This window comes from Flavobacterium cheonhonense (genome assembly GCF_035671315.1).
Taxonomy (GTDB): Bacteria; Bacteroidota; Bacteroidia; order Flavobacteriales; family Flavobacteriaceae; genus Flavobacterium; species Flavobacterium cheonhonense.
The window spans coordinates 549,792-569,577 of sequence record NZ_JAXAVY010000002.1 but is presented as its reverse complement, the minus strand read 5'-3'; the positions used below and the strand labels follow the sequence as shown (position 1 = coordinate 569,577).

At 38.5% G+C, this 19,786-nt stretch carries 15 protein-coding genes; 6 read left to right on the top strand and 9 right to left on the bottom strand.

Annotation, left to right across the window (positions count from 1 at the left end; genetic code table 11):
- Positions 1-52 precede the first annotated feature (52 nt).
- Both SK086_RS08465 and SK086_RS08460 read left to right on the top strand, forming a co-directional pair.
- Positions 53-280: a helix-turn-helix domain-containing protein gene (locus SK086_RS08465; protein ID WP_324690927.1), complete on the top strand. Its 228-nt coding sequence runs from the start codon at positions 53-55 to the stop codon at positions 278-280.
- Positions 270-881: a hypothetical protein gene (locus SK086_RS08460; protein WP_324690926.1), complete on the top strand. Its 612-nt coding sequence runs from the start codon at positions 270-272 to the stop codon at positions 879-881. Before SK086_RS08465 ends, SK086_RS08460 begins: the two co-directional genes overlap by 11 nt.
- A 21-nt stretch (positions 882-902) precedes the next feature.
- On the opposite strand, the gene SK086_RS08455 is transcribed toward SK086_RS08460, so the two are convergent.
- The 8 genes from SK086_RS08455 to SK086_RS08420 form a co-directional block, all read right to left on the bottom strand.
- The gene (locus SK086_RS08455) at positions 903-1,313 is read right to left on the bottom strand and encodes a hypothetical protein (RefSeq protein ID WP_324690925.1); all 411 of its coding nucleotides are present in this window, start codon (positions 1,311-1,313) and stop codon (positions 903-905) included.
- Between the two features lie 317 nt (positions 1,314-1,630).
- Positions 1,631-1,837: a hypothetical protein gene (locus tag SK086_RS08450; RefSeq protein ID WP_324690924.1), complete on the bottom strand. Its 207-nt coding sequence runs from the start codon at positions 1,835-1,837 to the stop codon at positions 1,631-1,633.
- Positions 1,838-1,861: 24 nt separating this feature from the next.
- Positions 1,862-4,861, bottom strand: coding sequence for a type I restriction endonuclease subunit R (locus SK086_RS08445; protein ID WP_324690923.1), 3,000 nt, complete (start codon positions 4,859-4,861; stop codon positions 1,862-1,864).
- Positions 4,862-4,873: 12 nt separating this feature from the next.
- Positions 4,874-6,121: a restriction endonuclease subunit S gene (locus tag SK086_RS08440; RefSeq protein ID WP_324690922.1), complete on the bottom strand. Its 1,248-nt coding sequence runs from the start codon at positions 6,119-6,121 to the stop codon at positions 4,874-4,876.
- 40 nt (positions 6,122-6,161) lie between these two features.
- Positions 6,162-7,586 carry a hypothetical protein gene (locus SK086_RS08435; RefSeq protein WP_324690921.1) on the bottom strand — a complete coding sequence of 475 codons (1,425 nt, stop codon included), beginning with the start codon at positions 7,584-7,586 and terminating at the stop codon, positions 6,162-6,164.
- A complete protein-coding gene (locus SK086_RS08430) occupies positions 7,583-9,310 on the bottom strand; it encodes an NACHT domain-containing protein (RefSeq protein WP_324690920.1) in 1,728 nt (575 codons plus the stop codon). The genes SK086_RS08435 and SK086_RS08430 overlap by 4 nt, the downstream gene beginning before the upstream one ends.
- A 53-nt stretch (positions 9,311-9,363) precedes the next feature.
- The gene (locus SK086_RS08425) at positions 9,364-10,989 is read right to left on the bottom strand and encodes a type I restriction-modification system subunit M (RefSeq protein ID WP_324690919.1); all 1,626 of its coding nucleotides are present in this window, start codon (positions 10,987-10,989) and stop codon (positions 9,364-9,366) included.
- Between the two features lie 218 nt (positions 10,990-11,207).
- Entirely contained in the window at positions 11,208-12,104 is an 897-nt protein-coding gene (locus SK086_RS08420) for a hypothetical protein (protein WP_324690917.1), read from the bottom strand.
- A gap of 629 nt (positions 12,105-12,733) precedes the next feature.
- Between SK086_RS08420 and SK086_RS08415 the strand changes: the two genes are divergently transcribed.
- A complete protein-coding gene (locus SK086_RS08415; RefSeq protein WP_324690916.1) occupies positions 12,734-13,375 on the top strand; it encodes a DUF6266 family protein in 642 nt (213 codons plus the stop codon).
- Between the two features lie 332 nt (positions 13,376-13,707).
- Here the strand turns inward: SK086_RS08415 and SK086_RS08410 are convergent, their stop codons facing one another.
- A complete protein-coding gene (locus SK086_RS08410; protein ID WP_324690914.1) occupies positions 13,708-16,122 on the bottom strand; it encodes a PAS domain S-box protein in 2,415 nt (804 codons plus the stop codon).
- Between the two features lie 313 nt (positions 16,123-16,435).
- Between SK086_RS08410 and SK086_RS08405 the strand changes: the two genes are divergently transcribed.
- From SK086_RS08405 to SK086_RS08395, 3 genes are all read left to right on the top strand, one after another.
- Complete coding sequence (locus SK086_RS08405) at positions 16,436-16,855, top strand: IS1/IS1595 family N-terminal zinc-binding domain-containing protein (protein WP_290873581.1); 420 nt, start codon at positions 16,436-16,438, stop codon at positions 16,853-16,855.
- 98 nt (positions 16,856-16,953) lie between these two features.
- A complete protein-coding gene (locus SK086_RS08400) occupies positions 16,954-18,222 on the top strand; it encodes a hypothetical protein (protein ID WP_324690912.1) in 1,269 nt (422 codons plus the stop codon).
- Positions 18,223-18,247: 25 nt separating this feature from the next.
- A complete protein-coding gene (locus SK086_RS08395; RefSeq protein ID WP_324690910.1) occupies positions 18,248-19,786 on the top strand; it encodes an MFS transporter in 1,539 nt (512 codons plus the stop codon).

Genomic DNA, 19,786 nt, shown 5'->3' with positions numbered 1-19,786 from the left:
AGAATTTCGCCTGTTGATGCAGGCCATTAACGAAGTGAGACAACACCTCAGGATGGAACAAGCGGTCCCCCATGACGAGGAGTTTTTAGACAGTCACCGTATGGAACGCCTGCTGCGTTGCAGCCCTTCTAAACTGTACCGCCTGCGCAAAAGCGGCGCCATCCCTTGCGTGCTGGTAGGCGGTAGGTATTTGTATCCTAAAAAGTTTTTTACTCAGGAAGTCATTAGGAGTATAGTGCAGGAAGATCCGTCTAAGCGATTTGACTCGTATGGAAGTTAAGGAGCCGCTTTCTTTTGGAAATTGTTACCATGTATATAACAGGGGTAACAACAGCGCGCCTATTTTTTTTGAACCGGAAAACTATTACCACTTTTTGCGACTATACGCCAAGTACATCCATCCCATAGCCGACACTTATGCTTGGTGCCTGCTGAAAAATCATTTTCATTTTTTAATTAGGGTAAAAGATTTGGCTGAAATAGACGTAATGAAATTTACTTATTCCAAACACGATAAACCGAAAACTATAGACGCTTCTCGTCAGTTCTCGCATTTGTTTAATGCCTATACCCAAAGTATCAATAAGCGTTACCAACGCACCGGCAGTTTGTTCGAAAGTAGGTTTGAGCGCAAACTGGTTGATAACCAACAGTATTTTAACAATCTTATTTACTACATACACCACAACCCGGTACACCATGGTATAACCCATAACGCTATACTGTATCCGTGGAGTTCTTATGGTACCATAATTTCCGAACAACCTACTTTGTTAAACCGTCAGGCAGTGCTGGAGGCCTATGGTTCTAAGGCCGCCTTTGTGGCTTACCATGAGCAGGAGCAGGACTTGACGGGGATTGCGGATTGGGTTATCGAGTAGGGGTTTCACCTCTCGGAGGGTTCAAAACCCTCCGAGAGGTAGGAACCCCTCCGAGAGGTAAACCGCTTTCCCTTGCACCAACTCGTCATAATGGCTTTCCAACTCAAAACAGTCGGTGGTTGTGATTTCCCAAGTACCTTGTTGGTAGCTATAATAAAACACCATTCTTTGGGTGGCCTGGTGGTTGTTGAGTACTATGGCTAACACATCGTTATCTTCTAAGGCCATAGGTTGGTCAAACGGTGTTCCGGTGGTGAGTTGCTCCAATATACTTTGTTGCCTGTCAATTACCTCTCGGAGGGTTCCAAACCCTCCGAGAGGTAAAACCCGTAATCCGCCAGCAACAATTGCCCCACTACCATCACACCCGTATCCGGATGGTAACGGTACAACACCCAGTAATGCGGCAGGTCTTGTGCGTTGGTTGCGCAAGTGCAGAGTCTTAGGGTGGTGGTGGAGTGGCACATTTTTATATTATTTTAAATTCATTGGCTGCGGCATTGGTTTGTTAAAATCCAATGGCACTATTTTTTTGCATCATGCCTTTGTCTTTGAAGAGGCGTGATATTTCATAAGTTTTTTCAGTGTAGTCGTTGGTTCTGTGAGGTTTATCAATCCACAAATTTTGTAAACTACTACAGTTCAAACATTTTTTTTAATTGAGATGCGAAGGGATTGACTGCGTCGAATTGCATTTCGTGTGGTAGCGGTGATGTTAATAGTTGTAAATCTTTATTGGTAAAAATTATTTATTTTGAAAATATCTTGTATATAACATAGCCAACAATTATTAATATGATAAAGTTTATCAAAGCTTCAATATTTTCTATAATTCCGTTTAAAAAACCTTTACCATGAATCATACTGGGTACTCCCCATAGTAAAGAAACTAAAACTGTAATCATTAATACAGTATATATAGGATTACTCTTTTTTTTATTTTGATTATCTTCCATTCATTGTTATTTAATCTATTAAAACTACGCCCTCCACTCACTAAACTGCCCTTCAGCTTGTTCCATGATTTCTTGTAAGATGGTGTTCAGTTCACTGATACTGACTTTACCCCGCAGTTCTTTTTTTACCGCTAAGCGGATGGCTGCTTTGGCATCTTCTTTATTCATCCAATCAATTTGAAGGTTGCTTTTAACGGCTTTTACTACGCCGTGGACTATGTCTTGAATAGGTCCGCTTTCGTTGATGATTTCTTTTTTAGAAGCCAAAATATCATAAAACGCCAATTCCTCATCGCTTAATCCCAACTCTTTTATTCGGTGGTCTTCGTCCTGCAGTTGCTTGGCGCGTTCTATCAGTTCGGCTATGGTGGTATAGGAGTCAATGGCATTCAAATGATATCGTTCTATCACTTTTTCCAGTTCTTCTTTTAGCGAAGTATATTTTCTAATGTTTTTGTGCAAACGTAGCTTTACTTCATCCAACAAAATGGAACGCATCAACGCTATTTTGATATCAATACTGTCTTTTTCTTCTTTGGCACCCAAAAGGAATTCTTCATTCAAAATAGAAATATCAGCACGCTCTAAACCTGCCATGGCAAATACATCTACAATGTCTTCTGATTCTATACTGCGGCTAATTAATTCTTTGATTTGCTCTTTCTGATTGCCTCGGCTACTTTTTACCGATTTAGCATTGCGGATGGCTTTTGACAAGTGCTGTGCAAACAATACATCTACTGAGTATTCCTGAATTTGAGGTTGCGACTTTACAATAGAAAGTAAACCCGTAAGCTTTTTTTCTTCCAGCATGAACTGGTTTGATTCCTCGTCGTTTTTAATGATGTCGTTTAAGGCTTTTCTAACCAATAACAATTTATCACCATCGCGTAAGCCTTTCCAATCTTGGTAGGTTATGCCTTCCGGTAATAACGATTTACAAAGGGCAACCTGATTAAAGAACATATTCAATGCTTGTTCCATATCAATAGTTGGTTTGCCTTTGCCTCCACCACCGGTGTATTTACTGGTAGCTGTTTTCAATTGATCGCCAATACCGATGTAATCCACAATAACGCCCGACGGTTTGTCTTTAAACACGCGGTTGGTGCGAGTAATGGCTTGCATTAAGTTATGACCTTTCATAATTTTATCTACATACATCGTATGCACACAAGGCGCGTCAAATCCTGTCAGCCACATATCGCGAACAATAACGATTTGCAACGGGTCTTTCGGATTGCGGAAACGTTTCTTTAAGGCTTCGGTAGCGTCTTGGGTGCGCAAGTGCTCGTTCCATTCAATAGGATCGGTCGAGATATTCCCAGTCATGACTACCGCAATTTCAGGACAGCCTTCTATGGCTTTTAAAGCATTGTACATTTTAACGCTGTTGCGTCGGCTCATACAAACGACCATAGCTTTACCTGGTAAGGTATTGGTACGGTTTTTAAAGTGTTTCATAATGTCCTCGGCTACTTTGGCTACTCGTTCTTCGGCTCCGGCGGCATCTTCAATGGCTGCCCATTTTAGGTTGCTGTCGTCTTCTACTTCAGCCGTAATAGCCTCTACTTCGGCGTCTAAGTTTTCGTTCCACAAGTGTAGCTTGGCTAGGCGTGGTTCGTAGTAAATGGGCACGGTAGCTTTATCGTCTACCGCTTGTTTAATGTCGTATATATGTATGGTTTGACCAAATACTTCCTGTGTATCGGCATCTTTGCTGTCAACCGGTGTACCGGTGAAGCCTATAAAAGAGGCATTGGGTAAGGCTTTGCGCAAGTTAGAGGCAAAGCCGTCTAATAACCCATATTGGGTTCTGTGGGCTTCATCAGCCATCACAATAATGTTTTCTCTTTCGGATAGGATAGGGTGTTCGGTTTCGCCCAGTTGGTTGTCGTTTCCGGCTTTTAGACGAAACTTTTCTATGGTGGTAAAAATTACACCGCCACTTCCGGCTGCTAACAAACGGCGCAAGTCATCGGTGGAGTCGGCATGTTGTACATCGCCTACCAAGTCCTTGGCCAACACAAAGTTTTCATACAACTGAAAATCCAAATCGCTGCGGTCTACTTGTACCACTATGGTTGGGTTTTTCAATTCGGGCAAACTACGCAAGAGACCCGCATAAATGGCCATCGAAATACTTTTACCGCTGCCTTGGGTATGCCATATAACCCCAATACGACCGTCGCCATAGGGCTTAATGGCTTTTTTGGCAGCTGCAACGGCAAAGTTAACGCCAAAATACTGGTGGTATTTAGCCCCTTTTTTAATTAAGGTGCCGTTGTGGTCTTCAAAAAACACAAAGTTTTTAATATAGTTGAGCAAGCGGTCTTTGGGAAACAACCCGTGTATTAGGGTATGCATCTGAAAATCGTCTTCTATAATGGTAGTGCCGTCTATACTTTTCCAAGCGGCGTACCATTCAGCCGGGGCATTAAACATACCGTGTTGGGCTTCGTTGCCGTCGCTTATTATGGAAATTGCATTGTATTCAAACAATAACGGAATGTCTTTTTTGTAATGTTCTATTTGATTAAAAGCTTCGGCTATGGTGGTGTTTTCGTCGAACCAGTTTTTAAGTTCAAACAGCACCAGCGGAATCCCGTTGATGTAAATAATAATATCAGGGCGGCGTTTGTTTTTACCTACGATACTAAACTGATTGACTGCCCAAAAGGTATTATTTTCCGGATGTTGAAAATCAATCGGGTAGAGGTGGACTGCCTTTTCGTTGCCTTGGGCATCTTTGTATTCGTAATCTAACCCTTTGGTGAGTTTTAAATGAAACGCTCTGTTGCAATAGTCTATATCAGCGCCTTGGTTATTGCAAAAATCGGCCACAGCCAAGTGTTGCAATTCCTCGGGCAAGTGCGGGTATTGCTTTTGGATAAACGATAACAGTGGCCCTTTTAGGATAACCGCATTGGCATTCTCGGGCAAGTCAGGCCCTTTTATGTGCTGGTATCCCAAATCGGTTAGCCAGTCTATGGTGGCTTGTTCTATTAACGCTTCGGTGGTCATTTTTCTTTACAATTAGTTTTCTTTAAACTCCTTTAATCGTACCTCACCACTAATAAGCTTAGGTAATAAGGTATCTCGCAATTGGGTTAGGGTTTGGTTTTCTTTTGTATTTAACATTATTGTTTCAAAATAATCATTTGTTACTTGATTGAAACTAGTTAATGTTTGTTTATTTGGAATAATAATATCAAAATTTCTCAATGTATTTAGAGTAACATATTGTTGAGTTGATCCTGTCATTTGTGCTTTTATATATTCTTGACCAATTTTAGATTTGAAATAAGAATAAAAATATGACTGCAATTCTGGTGCTTTTGAAGTTTTAAACAAACCAATATTTTTTATTACATAATTAGGTTCTTCATTAACAAAATAAAAATTACCTACAGTTCCAATCATTGTCATTAAAATATCGCCTTTTTCTACTAAACTCCTTTTATTAATTTTAGTAAAATCTTCAAAACTTACTTTATATGCACTAGAAAAATCAATACTATTTCCAGTCATATGTTTAGATGTTATTAAAAAATGGCCTTCTTCAACTCTTTTTGGAGAATCATGTGTTCCGTCTTTAACTTCAATTAACTCTGTTATTTTTTTAACCTCCCAACCCTTAGGAATCATCCCCAATTTACTTTCCACAAATTCCCCATCCTGAAACGGTCCAAAATCTACAAACCAGTGTTTGTATAGCGCCATGGCCATTTCCTCGAGAGTTTTGTTAATAGCAAGGTTGTTTTCTATTTTGTCGTCTATGGCGGAGAGGATGGAGGCTATGGATTGTTGTTCTTGTTTTTTTTCGGGTAAAACAATTTCCAAATCATTAATGTTGTAAATTGGTAACTTTGGTTGCGTTGAACCAACAATTCCTTTACTTATTTCAAATTGACCGATATCAGATATTAAATAATAATAAAGGAACAAATAGTCAACCTCTTTTAGGTTAGTAATTTTTACACAGTTTTCAGTTAAACTTGCATTGTCTAATTTTTTGTCAATTATAGAAACTGAACCAACAGTACCTACAATTGAAAGAATTAAATCATTTGTATTTACTATATATCTTGATATTTTTGGAAAAACATCTTCAGGGACATACTGAACTTTTTCAATAGGTATATTTCGAGTTCCCATGTCGGTAACTCTTATATATGGATGATTTGTAATATTGCTTATTAAAACATCTCCTTTCGGTAATCTTTTACCACCTTTAATTTCTGCAATATCTCCGAGTTTATGTGTTTTCCAGTTGTTTGGCATTAGGTTTTTATTTTAGTAGTCTCTCAGAATAAAAATATTATCAAATTTGAAATTCTTTTAATCTAGAAATATTAAATCTTAAAGTAGTTCTATTTATTCCTATAATTCTAAAATCAACATTACTTCCTTCATCCAAATGATTATAAATGTCATTTATTTCAAATGCTTGTGCTGGATGAAGGAAAAATAAACTTTTGGTTTCAATATTTTCACCCATAACGTAATACCCATAATCTAACGCAACTTTAACTTTACCTGATAACTCATATTTTCTTAACACATGAGATATTTCTTTGAACGATGCCTTAAAGTGAAAACTAAGCATATTTACTAAATTTTCAAGGTAAGGTTTCTTTTTCATTTTAAAATAATCATCAACTATTTCCTCTATTGTTTTGTTAAGAGGAATTTCTACATTATCATCATAAATAGAATATTCGGTACTTATAAAAATTGGAATTGGAATTTCGAGCAAACTTTTTTTCTTATCATAATCGTAATTAAGAGCTTCTTTAAACCTATCGAATTGTTCAGAAAGAGATACATTCCTTGAAATATATATTAAAAGACCATTGTTAATTAATTGAGTAACTTTTTTTTGTAATCTATTAATTGCTTTTTGGTTGCCTCTTTTAGGGTTTAATAGATTTGAAATTTTTTCATTTACTTGTTTACTATTGATATGTTGTCTAGTTGCAATACTAATTGCAGTAACTAATCCTTTATCACTACCAACTATTACATTAATAAAATCTTCTGCGTTAATATGTTTTATCAAATTATAGCGGTTGTAAATTTCATAAGCTAATTTAATTGCTTGAAGTTTTTTTCTATTAGCTTTTAATAAATCCTCTACGATTTTTAAAGGTTCAACATCGAATATAAGTTTGATGTCATTATAAAGGTCATATTTTTCAATAATAATTTTAGCTAAACCATAATTGCCATTTTCAAATAAAAACAATAATAAGATATTAATGATTTTTTGGTTTTCTGAATTTACAACTATTGTTCCATTATAAGTAGTTATACAATAAGAAATTAGCTGAATATTGCGTAAATCGAGTAATACATCTAATAATTGGAAAAAAATTTCCTGCCCATTATTGTTTTCAAAAATTTTCTTAAATATTGTTAAGTGTTGTTTCGTAGGTTTTTGAACATTTTTTAAAAGTTTTGAAATGAGGATAAACTGTTCAAACTCAGCTAATGCTAAGAAACCTCTAGCTGAGTTGTTAGGGTCATTAAAATCTTTTGCTAAAAATTCAGCTTTTAAAATTAATTCTTCTTCAATAATTTCATCTTTTTGCGAAGACATAACACATTGTGCAGCTAAATAAATATTATAAAAAGCTACTTGTCTTAAAAAATCATGTTTTTTCTCTATTGGAAGACTATGATAAAAGAAACGAATACTTTGAAAGTACTTTTCATAGTTTGCCTTATTATTTAAGTCCTTCATCATAATCCTAAAATTGCAATTTCTTCTTGAGAATGGAAGTAATCTTGGTATGCCTGATGAGCAAATGTATAAAGGTTATCTCTCTTTTCTAAAATACCTAATTGAGTAACTATTTCCAAGACATATATAATGTCAATAGTTAAACCATATTTTTGTTTACTTTCTAAAAAATAATTTAAAACCTCGTTTTCTGGCATACCAGAATTTGTATCTTTATTTTCTAAACTCCAGTAACCTAAATGTCTTAATAAAGTATGGATGGTCTTAACATGAAAATTTCCATCTTTTTTTTCTTCTATTTCTCTCAAATAAAGACTTTGAATGAACTTGCCAATAATTTCACCTTCACTTTTGGGTATTTCCCCGCTGACCTTATAAATTTCAATTAGGCGTGACAACATTAACGGAACTCTGATTATTTTTTCTAATCTATCATCTTCTTTAATATTCTTTAAAATTGCCTGAGCTTCGGCTTTACTGTCAGTATTTCTATTTAAAAAAATTTCAATTTGTTCAATATCCATTTTCTGAAGCTGAAAAACAGGAACTTCTTTGAATATATTTTCATCTTGTGGGCGATTTGATAAAATAATAAAACATTTTTTATAGATTTTAACCAAACTCTGAATCTCGCGCAGCCTAATCGTTTTTAATTGGTTACTGTCATCTCGTGGAATCTCATTAATTGCATCTAAAAATAAATTTATTCTACCTTCCACAAGCATACGCTCACCTAAAACTTCATCAACTCCAATTTTAGAAAAAATTGTATTTTTAATAGATACAGATTTGTCAGTCAATAAACCTAAAGATATATAAACAGGAATATTGTTTAATGGGTCTTTTAGCTTTTTATCAGCATCTACGTAGGCTAAATACTCTAAGGTTGTACTTTTACCCATACCAGCATCACCCCAAATTAACATTCTCTTTTCAGGCACACTTGATTTTCTTAAATCATTTACTGAACCTCTTCTTTCTATCCTTTCATTTTCTTGATCATTGATACCATTTTCTATTACAAGATTGTGTGATAATCTTATGTCTTCATGTCCTTTAATGTGAACAAAGCGACCGATACGAGACTTAAAATCTTCCTTTACAGAGTTAAGATAAGGTTTAAAATCTTGCTCTTTTTGTAAATTTTCATTGCTTATAATTTCTGCAAGTTCATTTTTCCATCTGTCGACAACGAGTATATATACTATTAATATATTTTCTATATTTTCATAAAGCTCTTTTAGTGACCAGTTTTCACATAAATGGCTCTCTAAATTTCTTAATTTATAAGCTTTTAATAGATGATAAGCTTTAAAATTTGTAGTTTTTAATTTTTCTGCATCTTCAATCTCAAAATCTATATTGCCTGGATTAAGACTTAGCGCACCAATTAAAGCGGAAAGACCTTTTTTTTCTTTATCAAATTTCTCATATTTACCTTGGTTAACTAAGTATAGTACCTTTCTAAAAAAAGGTTCAATTTTTGCAAAATCTGTAAAAAGTGCAGTTTTTTTTGGTTTACCTACATCGTCTACTAAAATAATTTGAAGAGCATTTGAAATTCGGGATTCTATACCGTCTAATTTAAGATCGGAATTATTTAATTTAACTGATAGACAAAGTTCAAACAGTTGAATTAATTCCATTAATTGTTCTTCTGTATAATCTTTGAAAATCTTTTTAGTTTCTTCAAAAATTGCTTTTTTTATCGCTTCCCAGTTAATCATAATTTTAATAAGATATCTTATAAGTTTATAGTTATTACATAGAATATTGATTATTATAACTTCTCAAAATTCTCCAATATCTTTTGTTGCAATTCATTCCCTTTCGTAAACTGTGCTTGCAATTGTGTTTTTAAGGCTTCCATTTTATCTTCAAAGGCAATCCCGTCGTCTTCCACTTCTTCGGTACCTACATAAATACCCGGGGTTAGTTTATAGTCTTGCTTTTGTACTTCGGCAAGGGTGGCAGCATAACAGTAGCCTTCAATATCTTGGTAAGGCTCACCGTCCCTCGACTGCGCTCGGGATGACAAATCTGAGGAGACATTGCGCCATGCGTGGTAAGTAGCGGCTACTTTGTCAATATCAGCATCGGTAAACACACGCAGTTTGCGGCTTTCCATGGTGCCCATTTTACTGGTGTCTATAAACAGGATTTCGCCCAAGCGTTTGCGGTGTTGGCCGTCTTTACCATCGCGGTTTTTGCTCAAAATAAAAATACAGGCCGGGATGCCGGTGGTTAAAAACAGTTTGTCGGGTAGGCGCACAATACAATCAATCATATCGTTATTCACCATAAACTCCCGCACGTTTTTCTCGCCTTTATTATTAGAGGTCATGGCACCATTGGCCATTACCACACTGGCAGTACCTTTATCACTCAAATGGCTCCAAAAGGTTTGCATCCACATATAGTTAGCATTGCCATGGGTAGTAAACTCTTCTTTCGGCCCAAACAAGCGTGGGTCGTTCTCGGGTAAGTCCTCCGGGTGCCATTGGCTTACATTAAACGGTGGGTTTACAATGATAAAGTCGGCTTTTAAATCGGGGAACTTGTCTTGTAGTAAGGAGTCGCCCAAGCGCACATCAAACGACAAATCACGCAGGGCTAGGTTCATTTTACACAAACGCAAAGTACCGTCGTAACGCTCTTGCCCGTAAATGGCAATGTTCTTTTTATCACCTCCGTGGGACTGCAGGAATTTTAACGATTGCACAAACATACCACCGCTACCGCAAGCCGCATCAAATATTTTCCCTTCGTAGGGTTCAATCATTTCTACCATCAAACGCACTATACTGCCGGGTGTAAAGAACTGTCCGGCACCACTGCCTTCGGCCAAGGCAAACTTGCCAATGTAGTATTCGTAAACGCGCCCTAATACATCACTCTCAGGGTTTTCCTTTTGCGAGAGCTTAGGGTTGGAGAGTAAATTAATTAGTCCGCCTACTTGTCGGGCTGTGAGTTGGCTTTTTATAAAAATACGGGGTAATATGCCTTTTAAATCGGGTCTAAACTTAGCCAAAGTGGCATCTAGTATGTCAAAAGCATCATCTACAATAACCTTAATGTTGTCTTGCTCGGCATTGGCTTTTAAATACTCCCAAGTGGCTTCATTGGGAATGATGTAAACGTTTTTAGACAAGTACTCGTCGGCATCTTCCAGCACATAGTTAATTTCCTCTTGGTCATTGGTGTAATAAGAAGAGTTTTTGTCTTGGGTTAAGGCTACCAGTTCTTCCTTGCGCATTTCATAGCGTTCGCTCATGTGCTTTAGGAAAATCATGGGTAGCACATAGTCTTTATATTGGTTCTCAGCTACAGCGCCTCGCAACTCATTAGCAGCTTTCCAAAGTTCTTGTTCAAAATTAATATCGGCTTTTACAGTAGTTTTAGCCATAAAGCATGCACTATTTTAAGGGTTAGGGTAATTTTCAAACATAAAGAAAAATTCTCACACTTGCAATCCCCATTGATAGGGATTTTAACACCCAGTTTCGGGGATAAATTCTTAAACTTTGACGGTGAGTAACCTTAGGTTTGGGTTTAAAGGTAAGGAATAGGAGGGTAGTGTTTTTATGGTTTTCCGTAATTACCAACAAAGTTTCAAACCACTTTTTAGTTGGTAACTACAGTAAGCTTTAGCGGGGCAATTACTGTAAAAGGGTTACTGCCTATGGGTACTTGTTGCAAGGCGGTGTCTAAAGCTTGGAGCTTAGTGGTGAGTAGGGTGTAAAAGCTAATAAAAAATTGGTCGTTGGCTTCGCCCCAGTTAGGATCCAGCTTGGGTAGGGGAACCAATTGGTATTGTTGGCCGTTGTGGGTTTGTATGGCTTGGGTATGGTTAGGCAAAGCCATTACCACATTAGGCTCACGGTATTGGTAGTTAATTTGTCCGGTAGCCATTTGCCTTAGGGTAAGCCCGGTTATGGTATTTTGGTAAAACGAGGCCAAGTATTCGGTATCGTTACGCCAGTCTTTATGTTGTAATTGCCAATTGCCTGTAAACAAACCATCAGGGCTGAGTTGGCCTTTAATCCCATCAAAATCAATATGGCCGGTTAGGGTGTCGTTTACAAAATTAAATTGCGCTGTTGTTTTGGTAGTAGTGGGTGCTGTTTTACTGTTTTTTTGTTCGCGTACGGTTTTGGTATAGGTCCACACGCCTTGGCGTTGGCCTTGGGTAAAAGTACCCGTAAAGCTTTCGGTAATGTTTACGGTACCCACCCGTTTATCGGTAACCGTGCGAATGGTTTGGCATTCCCACACGCCGTGTTTGGCATTGTGCTCATAGGCACCTGTAAGCTGGTAAGTTACAGGGCTGTAATCGGTTAGCTTAGCCGTATAGCTAAACTTCCCGTGCATAATGCGCTCTAAGTTAGCGTTTTCGTAATAGGTATAATTAGCTTGCCCATTTTGGTAGGAGCCTTTGTAATGGCTAAGCGTTTGCCCAACCAAAGCCAGAGGACACAAAAACGCTATACAAAGCCAAGCATACAAAACAATACGGTACATAGTGCAGTTTAATTTTGTCAAAAATACAAAAAAAGGGGTAAAGTTGTCGGTTACGGGTTGCGAGTTCAAAGTCTCTACTTAGGAGTTATCCGCAACCCACAACCCACAACCCGCAACCCATAACCCACAACCTATAACCCACAACCCATAACCCATAACCCATAACCTATAACCCGCAACCCATAACCCACAACCCACAACCCACAACCCATAACCCATAACCCACAACCTATAACCCACAACCTATAACCCACAACCCACAACCCACAACCTACAACCCATAACCTAAAACCCACAACCCACAACCCACAACCTACAACCCATAACCCATAACCCACAACCCACAACCCACAACCCTCCACCTTCCTTCGGCTCTCCTTCGCAAAAAGTACCCCATTTGCGAACCAAACCCGAACCAAACCCGAACGAGAGTGGGAGACGGGTGTGAAGATACCGGTCAAAACCAGTCAGGAGTAGTCAACAATAGTCAATAGTAGTCATAACCGGTCAACACCGGTCATGTTTGGCGGCGGGCTTGTTGGGGAGGAAAGGGTGTACTAGCTTTGGCCTTAATCAGTTACCGTAATGGGCTGATGCTTAAAATAGTAACCCTTTAAAAAATTAAAATTATGGGAACTTACAACAAGGGCATTTTAGGCCCGTTTTCAGGAAAAGTTGGTACAGTAGTAGGAGCCAGCTGGCGCGGTAAAGACGTAATGCGCTCTTTGCCAAAAAAAACCGATCGCACCCCTACCGAGGTGCAAATGCTGCAACGCTTAAAGTTTACCACCGTAAGCGATTTTCTAACGCCTATGAGCAATGTGATTTCGCTGTACTTTGGCAGCGGCAGCGGGGAACTCACCCGACGCAACCAGGCCATGTCCTACCACATGAAAGAGGCGGTGACTTATGCCGACCCTGTTTTTGAAATTTTGTACAACAAAGTGCTTATCAGTAAAGGCGATTTAACCGGGGTGCAAAACCCAACGGTTGCGGCTGCGCCTACCAATAAGCTGGCGTATACCTGGGAGGACAACTCGGGGCAGGGAGCGGCCAAGCCTACCGATCAATTGGTAGTGGTGGTATATGCCCCGGCCGAGAACCTGTATTTTACCACCCTAAACGCTGCTTTTCGCGATGATGCCACGGCTGAGGTGCAGTTGCCTGCCTTTTTTAACGGCCTAGAGGTACAAAGCTGGATTACTTTTGCCGCCGCCGATGGGAAAGCGTATGCGACTAGTGTGTATATGGGAGCGGTAACGGTGAGTTAGTAATTACGAATTATGAATTACGAATTACGACCCGAGGCATTTGATATTAAGAAAAATTAATAATCGGAGCGCAGCGGAATAAATTACGAATTAATGTAGTTAGTACTTCTATTATTGTAATTAGGAAATTAAAACAATAGTAAAGTGAGTTAATATGAGTTATTAAACAGAGGGCTATTTGTGATATTCACTACTCATTCCATTCGTAATTCGTAATTCGTAATTTCTATTTATGATTTCAGTCGTCTTCACTACTCATTCCATTCGTAATTCCTAATTCGTAATTCGTAATTCCTAATTCCTAATTCGTAATTCCTAATTCATAATTCCTTTCAAAGTTTCTTCTTCACATTATGAATAAACATCGTCAGCTCTCGGGTAAAGGCATCTAGGGCGTTGATAGAAGCTTTCATGTTGTTTACTACCTCGCCAAGCTCTTCTTTGTCAAGGTCATATTCCAGCAAGTCGGCTATGCCTATGATATTGGCTATCGGCAGGCGGACTTTGTGCGAGGTCATAAACATCATTTCCTCTAAGCTTTTAATGTATGCTGTTTTTTCTTTTTCGGCTATTTTAAGCTGGGTGATGTCGTAGCCGGTTATGATGAATTTTTTCTTTTTATCGAGCGGGTGCAATATGCGCAACATGTATTTGGTACTGCCGTCTTCTTGAGGGATTTCGTCTATCCACTCTACACTGTCGTTTTTGCTGATGTTTTGAAACGACCACTGTCTTTTCTCGGCCAAAGTGGGATCTAAACCGGTAAGTTTACACAAGTCGAAATCGGTTTTCCCAATCACCCAATCCCTTATTTCTTGGCTTTCTATGCCTTTAGGATTCACGTACAAGTATTGTTCTTTACTGTCATAAACCGCTATTTCGGTAGGGATTTTATTTAAAATTTCATCGGTAAATTGCTTTTGTTTTTCAATTTGAGCCGTTCTTTTTTTCACCCTTTTTTCCAGTTCCAGGTTCATGCGTTGGGTATTGATTTCCGATTTTTTTCGTTCGGTTATGTCAACAAAAGTGCCTATGTAGCACATTTTATTATCCAATTCAATGCTTTCTACTGAGAAAAGCACGTCTATGATGGTACCGTCAAAACATTTGAGTTGCGATTCTATACCGCGTTTACTGCCGCCTTCTTCCTTAAGGTTTTTTCGGATTTTTTCGGATTCTTCGGGTTTAATAGTATCCAATTCGAGGGGTGTTTTGCCCACCAACGCTTTTTGGTCAAAACCCGACAGCATACAAAACGCCTCATTGGCATACAGGATGTTTCTGTTTTCAATTTCGGTGATAATGATGGCAACCGGACTGGATTCGAGGACTTGATAGAATTTTTTATACGTTTCCGCAATCATTTCGTAAGCCTCTTTGCGTTCGGTAATGTCTCGACCAATGGCATACTTAAGATCGTCTACCATGGTAACATTCCATTCAATCCATTTGTAGGTGCCGTCTTTGCTGCGGTAGCGGTTTATAAAGTTAAGCGTCTGATTCTTTTCAAAAACAATCTCTTTTTCGTTGTTTGATCTGTCAATATCATCCGGATGGATAAAATCAAAATAACTTCGAGCCAAAAACTCTTCTTGGGTATAGCCTAGTATTTTAGTTACGGCCGGATTAATGCTGATAAAATACCCTTCTTTGTTGGCCACGCCTATCATGTCGAGCGACTGGTTGTAAATTAAATTCAGTTTTTCCTCGGTTTTGCGTTTTTCGGTAATGTCTCTAAAAATCAATACCGAACCTATAATATGGCCTTCGCTGTCGTGTATAGGTGCGCCACTGTCGTCTATATAAATAGTAGTGCCGTTTTTTTGGATGAGTTGGGTGTTTTTTGCCAGAAATACAATTTTGTTTTCCTTCATGGCCATCAAAGCCGGGTTACCATTTTTTTCGGGAGCGTCGGGGTTTACTATATTAAAAACAGTTTCTATAGGTTGGCCTACAGCGTCTTTAAAGAGCCAACCGGTAATGTGCAGTCCGGAACGGTTGATAAAAGTGATGTTGCCGTTAACGTCGGTGGTAATAACGCCATCGCCCAAGCTGTACATGGTTTGCCGGTACCATTCATTTTGAACAAACAAGGCTTCTTCTTGTTGGTGTTGTACCTTTATTTTTTGAAACAGCTTGTAAAAAGTGATGGCAAAAATAAGGATAGAGATCAGAACGCTGTAAACTAGGGTGAATTTGAGGGTATTTACCGATTTTTGGGCTTCATAAGTGCGTTGTTTTAATAAACGGTTTTCATGGGTATTGAATTTTTGGAACGCTAATCGCAGTTGGTCCATAATCATTTTACCTTCGCCTTTGTTCACCAAATCAATAGTCTGCTCACTTCCTGATTGGTGTAAGGTAGAAAGGGATTTTTCTATAAAACGGTATTTTTGGTGGATAAGGCTTTTGATGTGCTTCAGCCTTTGTTGTTGTACTTTATTGTCCTTAATAAGTTTATCCAGCTGCACTAATAACCTGTTTTTTGCGGCAATCGAATGATGATAAGGGGTTAAAAAAGAGGTGTCTTTTGTAAGGATGTACCCGCGTTGCGCCGTCTCGGCATCTTTTATGGCAGAGAATAAAGCATTGCTTGTTTTTAAAACCCGGTAGGTGTGCACTACATACCGGTCTTGTTGGGTGTTTTTATCAAGACTCACAAATAATAAAACATTGATAAATACCAGTAAGGCTAGGGCGGTACCAAATGCTGCAACGGCCAAATTAAAATGTAATTTCCACTTCATAGTTAGAAAAATTAAAGCGTTACGGTCAATGATAATTCAGAATCTGCGTCTTGTGGTGGTAGTCAATGGGTATTGATTCCTTAAAAGTAAGAAAATTTAGTATTGCCTGTTGCGTTGCCTGTTATTTTTTTGCGTTTACCCGGTAAAAAATAGTGTACTGCCTTTTCTGTATGGGTTTCGAATGCAAAAAAATTACAAATACTACAATTAAAATGGAATAAAATTGTGCTTTATGTAATTTTTTGACAAAAAAAATGCATTAAATGCTTTTGTATATTTGCTAAATAAGTATATTTATGCAAAATTTATATATATGGAGATTATAGCGTGTCCCAAATGCCAAAGTGATGCGATAGTAAAAAGTGGTGTCATCAAAGACAGGCAAAGGTTTTTGTGTAAAAAGTGTAATTACTACTTTACCGTAAATAAACTGGGGAAAAAGATTGATAGTTACTATGTCACCAAGGCCTTGCAACTGTATCTGGAAGGCTTGAGTTACCGCGAAATAGAGCGTATTATCGGGGTTTCGCATGTTACCGTAAGCAACTGGGTTAAGGAGTTTAAAATCTCCAAACCCAATCATACCGATTACCATCCTACGTACAAGATATACAACCACTTAGAATTGGTGGAATTTCTTAAAAATAAAGAAGTTTTGAAAGGCGCCGGGATGATTATCACCGAATTGGGAGATAAGTTCATGCTCATAAAATGGGAGCGTTTCAAAGATTAACTATAGTATTTTACAACAATATATATCGTAATTTTTTTCATTCGTTAAATATTGGAATTTGGCTGAACAAAAAATAACCAAAACCAATTATTTGAATTATGAAAAAATTACTAATGTTAACGTTTGCCACCTGTTCTTTATCAGGTTATGCACAGCAAACACCAGCAGCCGCAACACCAGCTGCACCTGCCGCTCCGGCCGCTAAAGAGTGGGATGTGAGCGTTTACGGTTTTGTTCGAACCGATTATATTTGGGATACCCGTCGTTCTGCACAAGTACGCGAGTACAACTTGAACCTCTATCCTTTAGATGAGCAACTGGATGCCAACGGCGACGATCTAAACGATGCCGGCGCTTCCAACTTCCTTTCAGTAGTATCGCGTTTGGGCGTTAAAGCTAAAGGACCGGATGTATGGGGAGCCAAAACTACCGGAACCTTAGAAGGTGATTTCTTTGGCAATACCGAAGCGTCTATCGGTTTGTTCCGTTTGCGCCACGCTTATGTAAACATGGAGTGGGAAAAAACCACTTTAACGTTGGGACAAACTTGGTATCCAACTTTTATACCGGAGGTGTTTCCCGGTGTAGCCAACTTCAGCACCGGTATTATGTTTAACCCGTTTGGATGGGTATCGCAAGCGCGCATTAAGCAAAATTTGACTAAAGAATTGTCGTTTGCCTTTACCGCTTACAAAGAAAGAGAGTTTACTACCGCTACCGCTACCGGTGGTACGCAAAACTCGGCTTCGTTCAACTCACCACTGCCTACAGTACACGGTCAGTTACAATTTAAAAACAAAACTTGGATTGCCGGTTTAGGATTTGAATACAAATCATTACAACCTTTAACCGTAAGCAATGGTTTAGCTTCTAAAGAAAAAGTAAACACCACTTCGGTAGTAGGATACTTTAAATACAACAACGATAAATTTCACATCAAAGCCTACGGAATTAGCGGTAAAAACTTGTACAACTTAGTAATGTTGGGCGGTTTTGCAGGCTATACTGTTCCCGGACAAGTGGAAACTTACGAAGGTATCAAAACCACCGCTATGTGGGTAGATATTGCCGGAAATGGTAAAAGTGTTGCCCCGGGCTTATTCTTTGGTTACACTAAAACCGATGGCGTGAGCAAAGACAATCCAACAACTTTATACGGTAGAGGTTTTGGCGGTACTCGCGGTGTTGATAACGTAATGCGTGTTTCGGCTCGTGTCGATTTCAAACAAAATAAATTCAGAGTAACCCCTGAAATTGAATACACCGGAGCCACTTGGGGCGATTTAAAACCGGATGCCACTTTTGACGGCAACAACAAAAAAGTAGGCAATTTCAGAGCAATGGTTTCTTGTTGCTATAGTTTCTAATAAACCAATTTAATCTTTATACAGTATGAGCGATAAAAAAACAAAAGGAATTTGGAAAGTGATTTCCGCTTCCTCCATGGGGACCATGATCGAGTGGTATGATTTTTACATCTTCGGTAGTTTGGCCGTAGTATTATCTACCAAGTTTTTCCCAACAGACAACCCTACAGCGGCTTTCTTGTCTACTTTAGCCACCTTTGCCGCCGGTTTCGTGGTACGTCCGTTCGGAGCTTTATTCTTTGGCCGATTAGGCGACTTAATCGGAAGAAAGTACACCTTTATGGTAACCCTAATGTTAATGGGTGGAGCCACTTTTGTCATCGGATGTATTCCGAGTTATGAAACCATTGGTTTTGCTGCTCCGGTATTGGTGTTAATCTTGCGTTTGTTGCAAGGTTTGGCTTTAGGAGGTGAATATGGTGGTGCCGCTACCTATGTGGCCGAGCACGCGCCTAAAGGCGAAAAAGGCTACTGGACATCGTGGATTCAAACTACAGCTACTGTTGGTTTGTTCATTTCCTTGATGGTGATTTTGATTACCAAAGCCTCTATGTCTAAAGAATCTTTTGATGAATGGGGATGGAGAGTACCGTTTTGGGTATCTATCCTAATGGTATATGTATCGTACTTGATCCGTAAAAACATGGACGAGTCTCCGGTATTTGCCAAAGCGAAATCAGAGGGTAAAACATCAACCAATCCGTTAAAAGAAAGTTTCGGACACAAATACAACTTAAAATTTGTTTTGTTAGCACTTTTCGGAGCTACTATGGGGCAAGGAGTTGTATGGTACACCGGTCAGTTTTATGCGATGAACTTCCTTAAAACTGTACAAAGCATCGACTCTTCACAAGTAGACATGTTGTTAGGGATTGCCTTAATTTTAGGAACACCTTTCTTTGTATTCTTTGGATGGTTGAGTGATAAATGGGGAAGAAAATCAATTATGATGGCAGGTATGTTGTTGGCTATCTTATTGTATAGACCAATTTACCGCGCTATGTATGCTACGACCGATTTAGCCAATAAAACCGAAATCGTAGAACAAACTAAAGTAGTGCCTTCAATGAAAGAGGTAGATGCTACTAAAATGGATTCTATTTACACTACTACCAAAGCTTACACAGATGGTACTGCGGTAGAAGAAATCAAAACCAAACATTTTGAAAACGGTAAGTTGATGATAGACGACAAAGGAAAAGACAAAATCGAAACCAAAGTCACCAAAAAAATCAACTCCGGCGATATGTGGTTCTTAGTATTCATGGTATTTGTACAGGTAATTTTTGTAACGATGGTTTACGGACCAATTGCGGCTTTCTTGGTAGAAATGTTCCCGGTAAAAATCAGATATACATCGATGTCGTTGCCGTATCACGTTGGAAATGGTATATTTGGGGGATTGCTTCCGGCTATTTCAACGTACTTTGTGACAACTGCCAAAGATGCCGGCGATCCTGAGTTTTATTTGGAAGGATTATGGTATCCTATTGGAATTGCCGCCGTATGTTTTGTCATCGGAATGATTTACATTGATAGAAAAATTAATACTCTTCACGACTAA

Bases quoted from the DNA above. Each gene is read 5' to 3' on its own strand.
- SK086_RS08465 (WP_324690927.1), top strand. From the start codon at position 53: ATGGAACAAGCGGTCCCCCATGACGAGGAGTTTTTAGACAGTCACCGT.
- SK086_RS08460 (WP_324690926.1), top strand. From the start codon at position 270: ATGGAAGTTAAGGAGCCGCTTTCTTTTGGAAATTGTTACCATGTATAT.
- SK086_RS08450 (WP_324690924.1), bottom strand. From the start codon at position 1,837: ATGGAAGATAATCAAAATAAAAAAAAGAGTAATCCTATATATACTGTA.
- SK086_RS08445 (WP_324690923.1), bottom strand. From the start codon at position 4,861: ATGACCACCGAAGCGTTAATAGAACAAGCCACCATAGACTGGCTAACC.
- SK086_RS08440 (WP_324690922.1), bottom strand. From the start codon at position 6,121: ATGCCAAACAACTGGAAAACACATAAACTCGGAGATATTGCAGAAATT.
- SK086_RS08435 (WP_324690921.1), bottom strand. From the start codon at position 7,586: ATGATGAAGGACTTAAATAATAAGGCAAACTATGAAAAGTACTTTCAA.
- SK086_RS08430 (WP_324690920.1), bottom strand. From the start codon at position 9,310: ATGATTAACTGGGAAGCGATAAAAAAAGCAATTTTTGAAGAAACTAAA.
- SK086_RS08425 (WP_324690919.1), bottom strand. From the start codon at position 10,989: ATGGCTAAAACTACTGTAAAAGCCGATATTAATTTTGAACAAGAACTT.
- SK086_RS08420 (WP_324690917.1), bottom strand. From the start codon at position 12,104: ATGTACCGTATTGTTTTGTATGCTTGGCTTTGTATAGCGTTTTTGTGT.
- SK086_RS08415 (WP_324690916.1), top strand. From the start codon at position 12,734: ATGGGAACTTACAACAAGGGCATTTTAGGCCCGTTTTCAGGAAAAGTT.
- SK086_RS08410 (WP_324690914.1), bottom strand. From the start codon at position 16,122: ATGAAGTGGAAATTACATTTTAATTTGGCCGTTGCAGCATTTGGTACC.
- SK086_RS08405 (WP_290873581.1), top strand. From the start codon at position 16,436: ATGGAGATTATAGCGTGTCCCAAATGCCAAAGTGATGCGATAGTAAAA.
- SK086_RS08400 (WP_324690912.1), top strand. From the start codon at position 16,954: ATGAAAAAATTACTAATGTTAACGTTTGCCACCTGTTCTTTATCAGGT.
- SK086_RS08395 (WP_324690910.1), top strand. From the start codon at position 18,248: ATGAGCGATAAAAAAACAAAAGGAATTTGGAAAGTGATTTCCGCTTCC.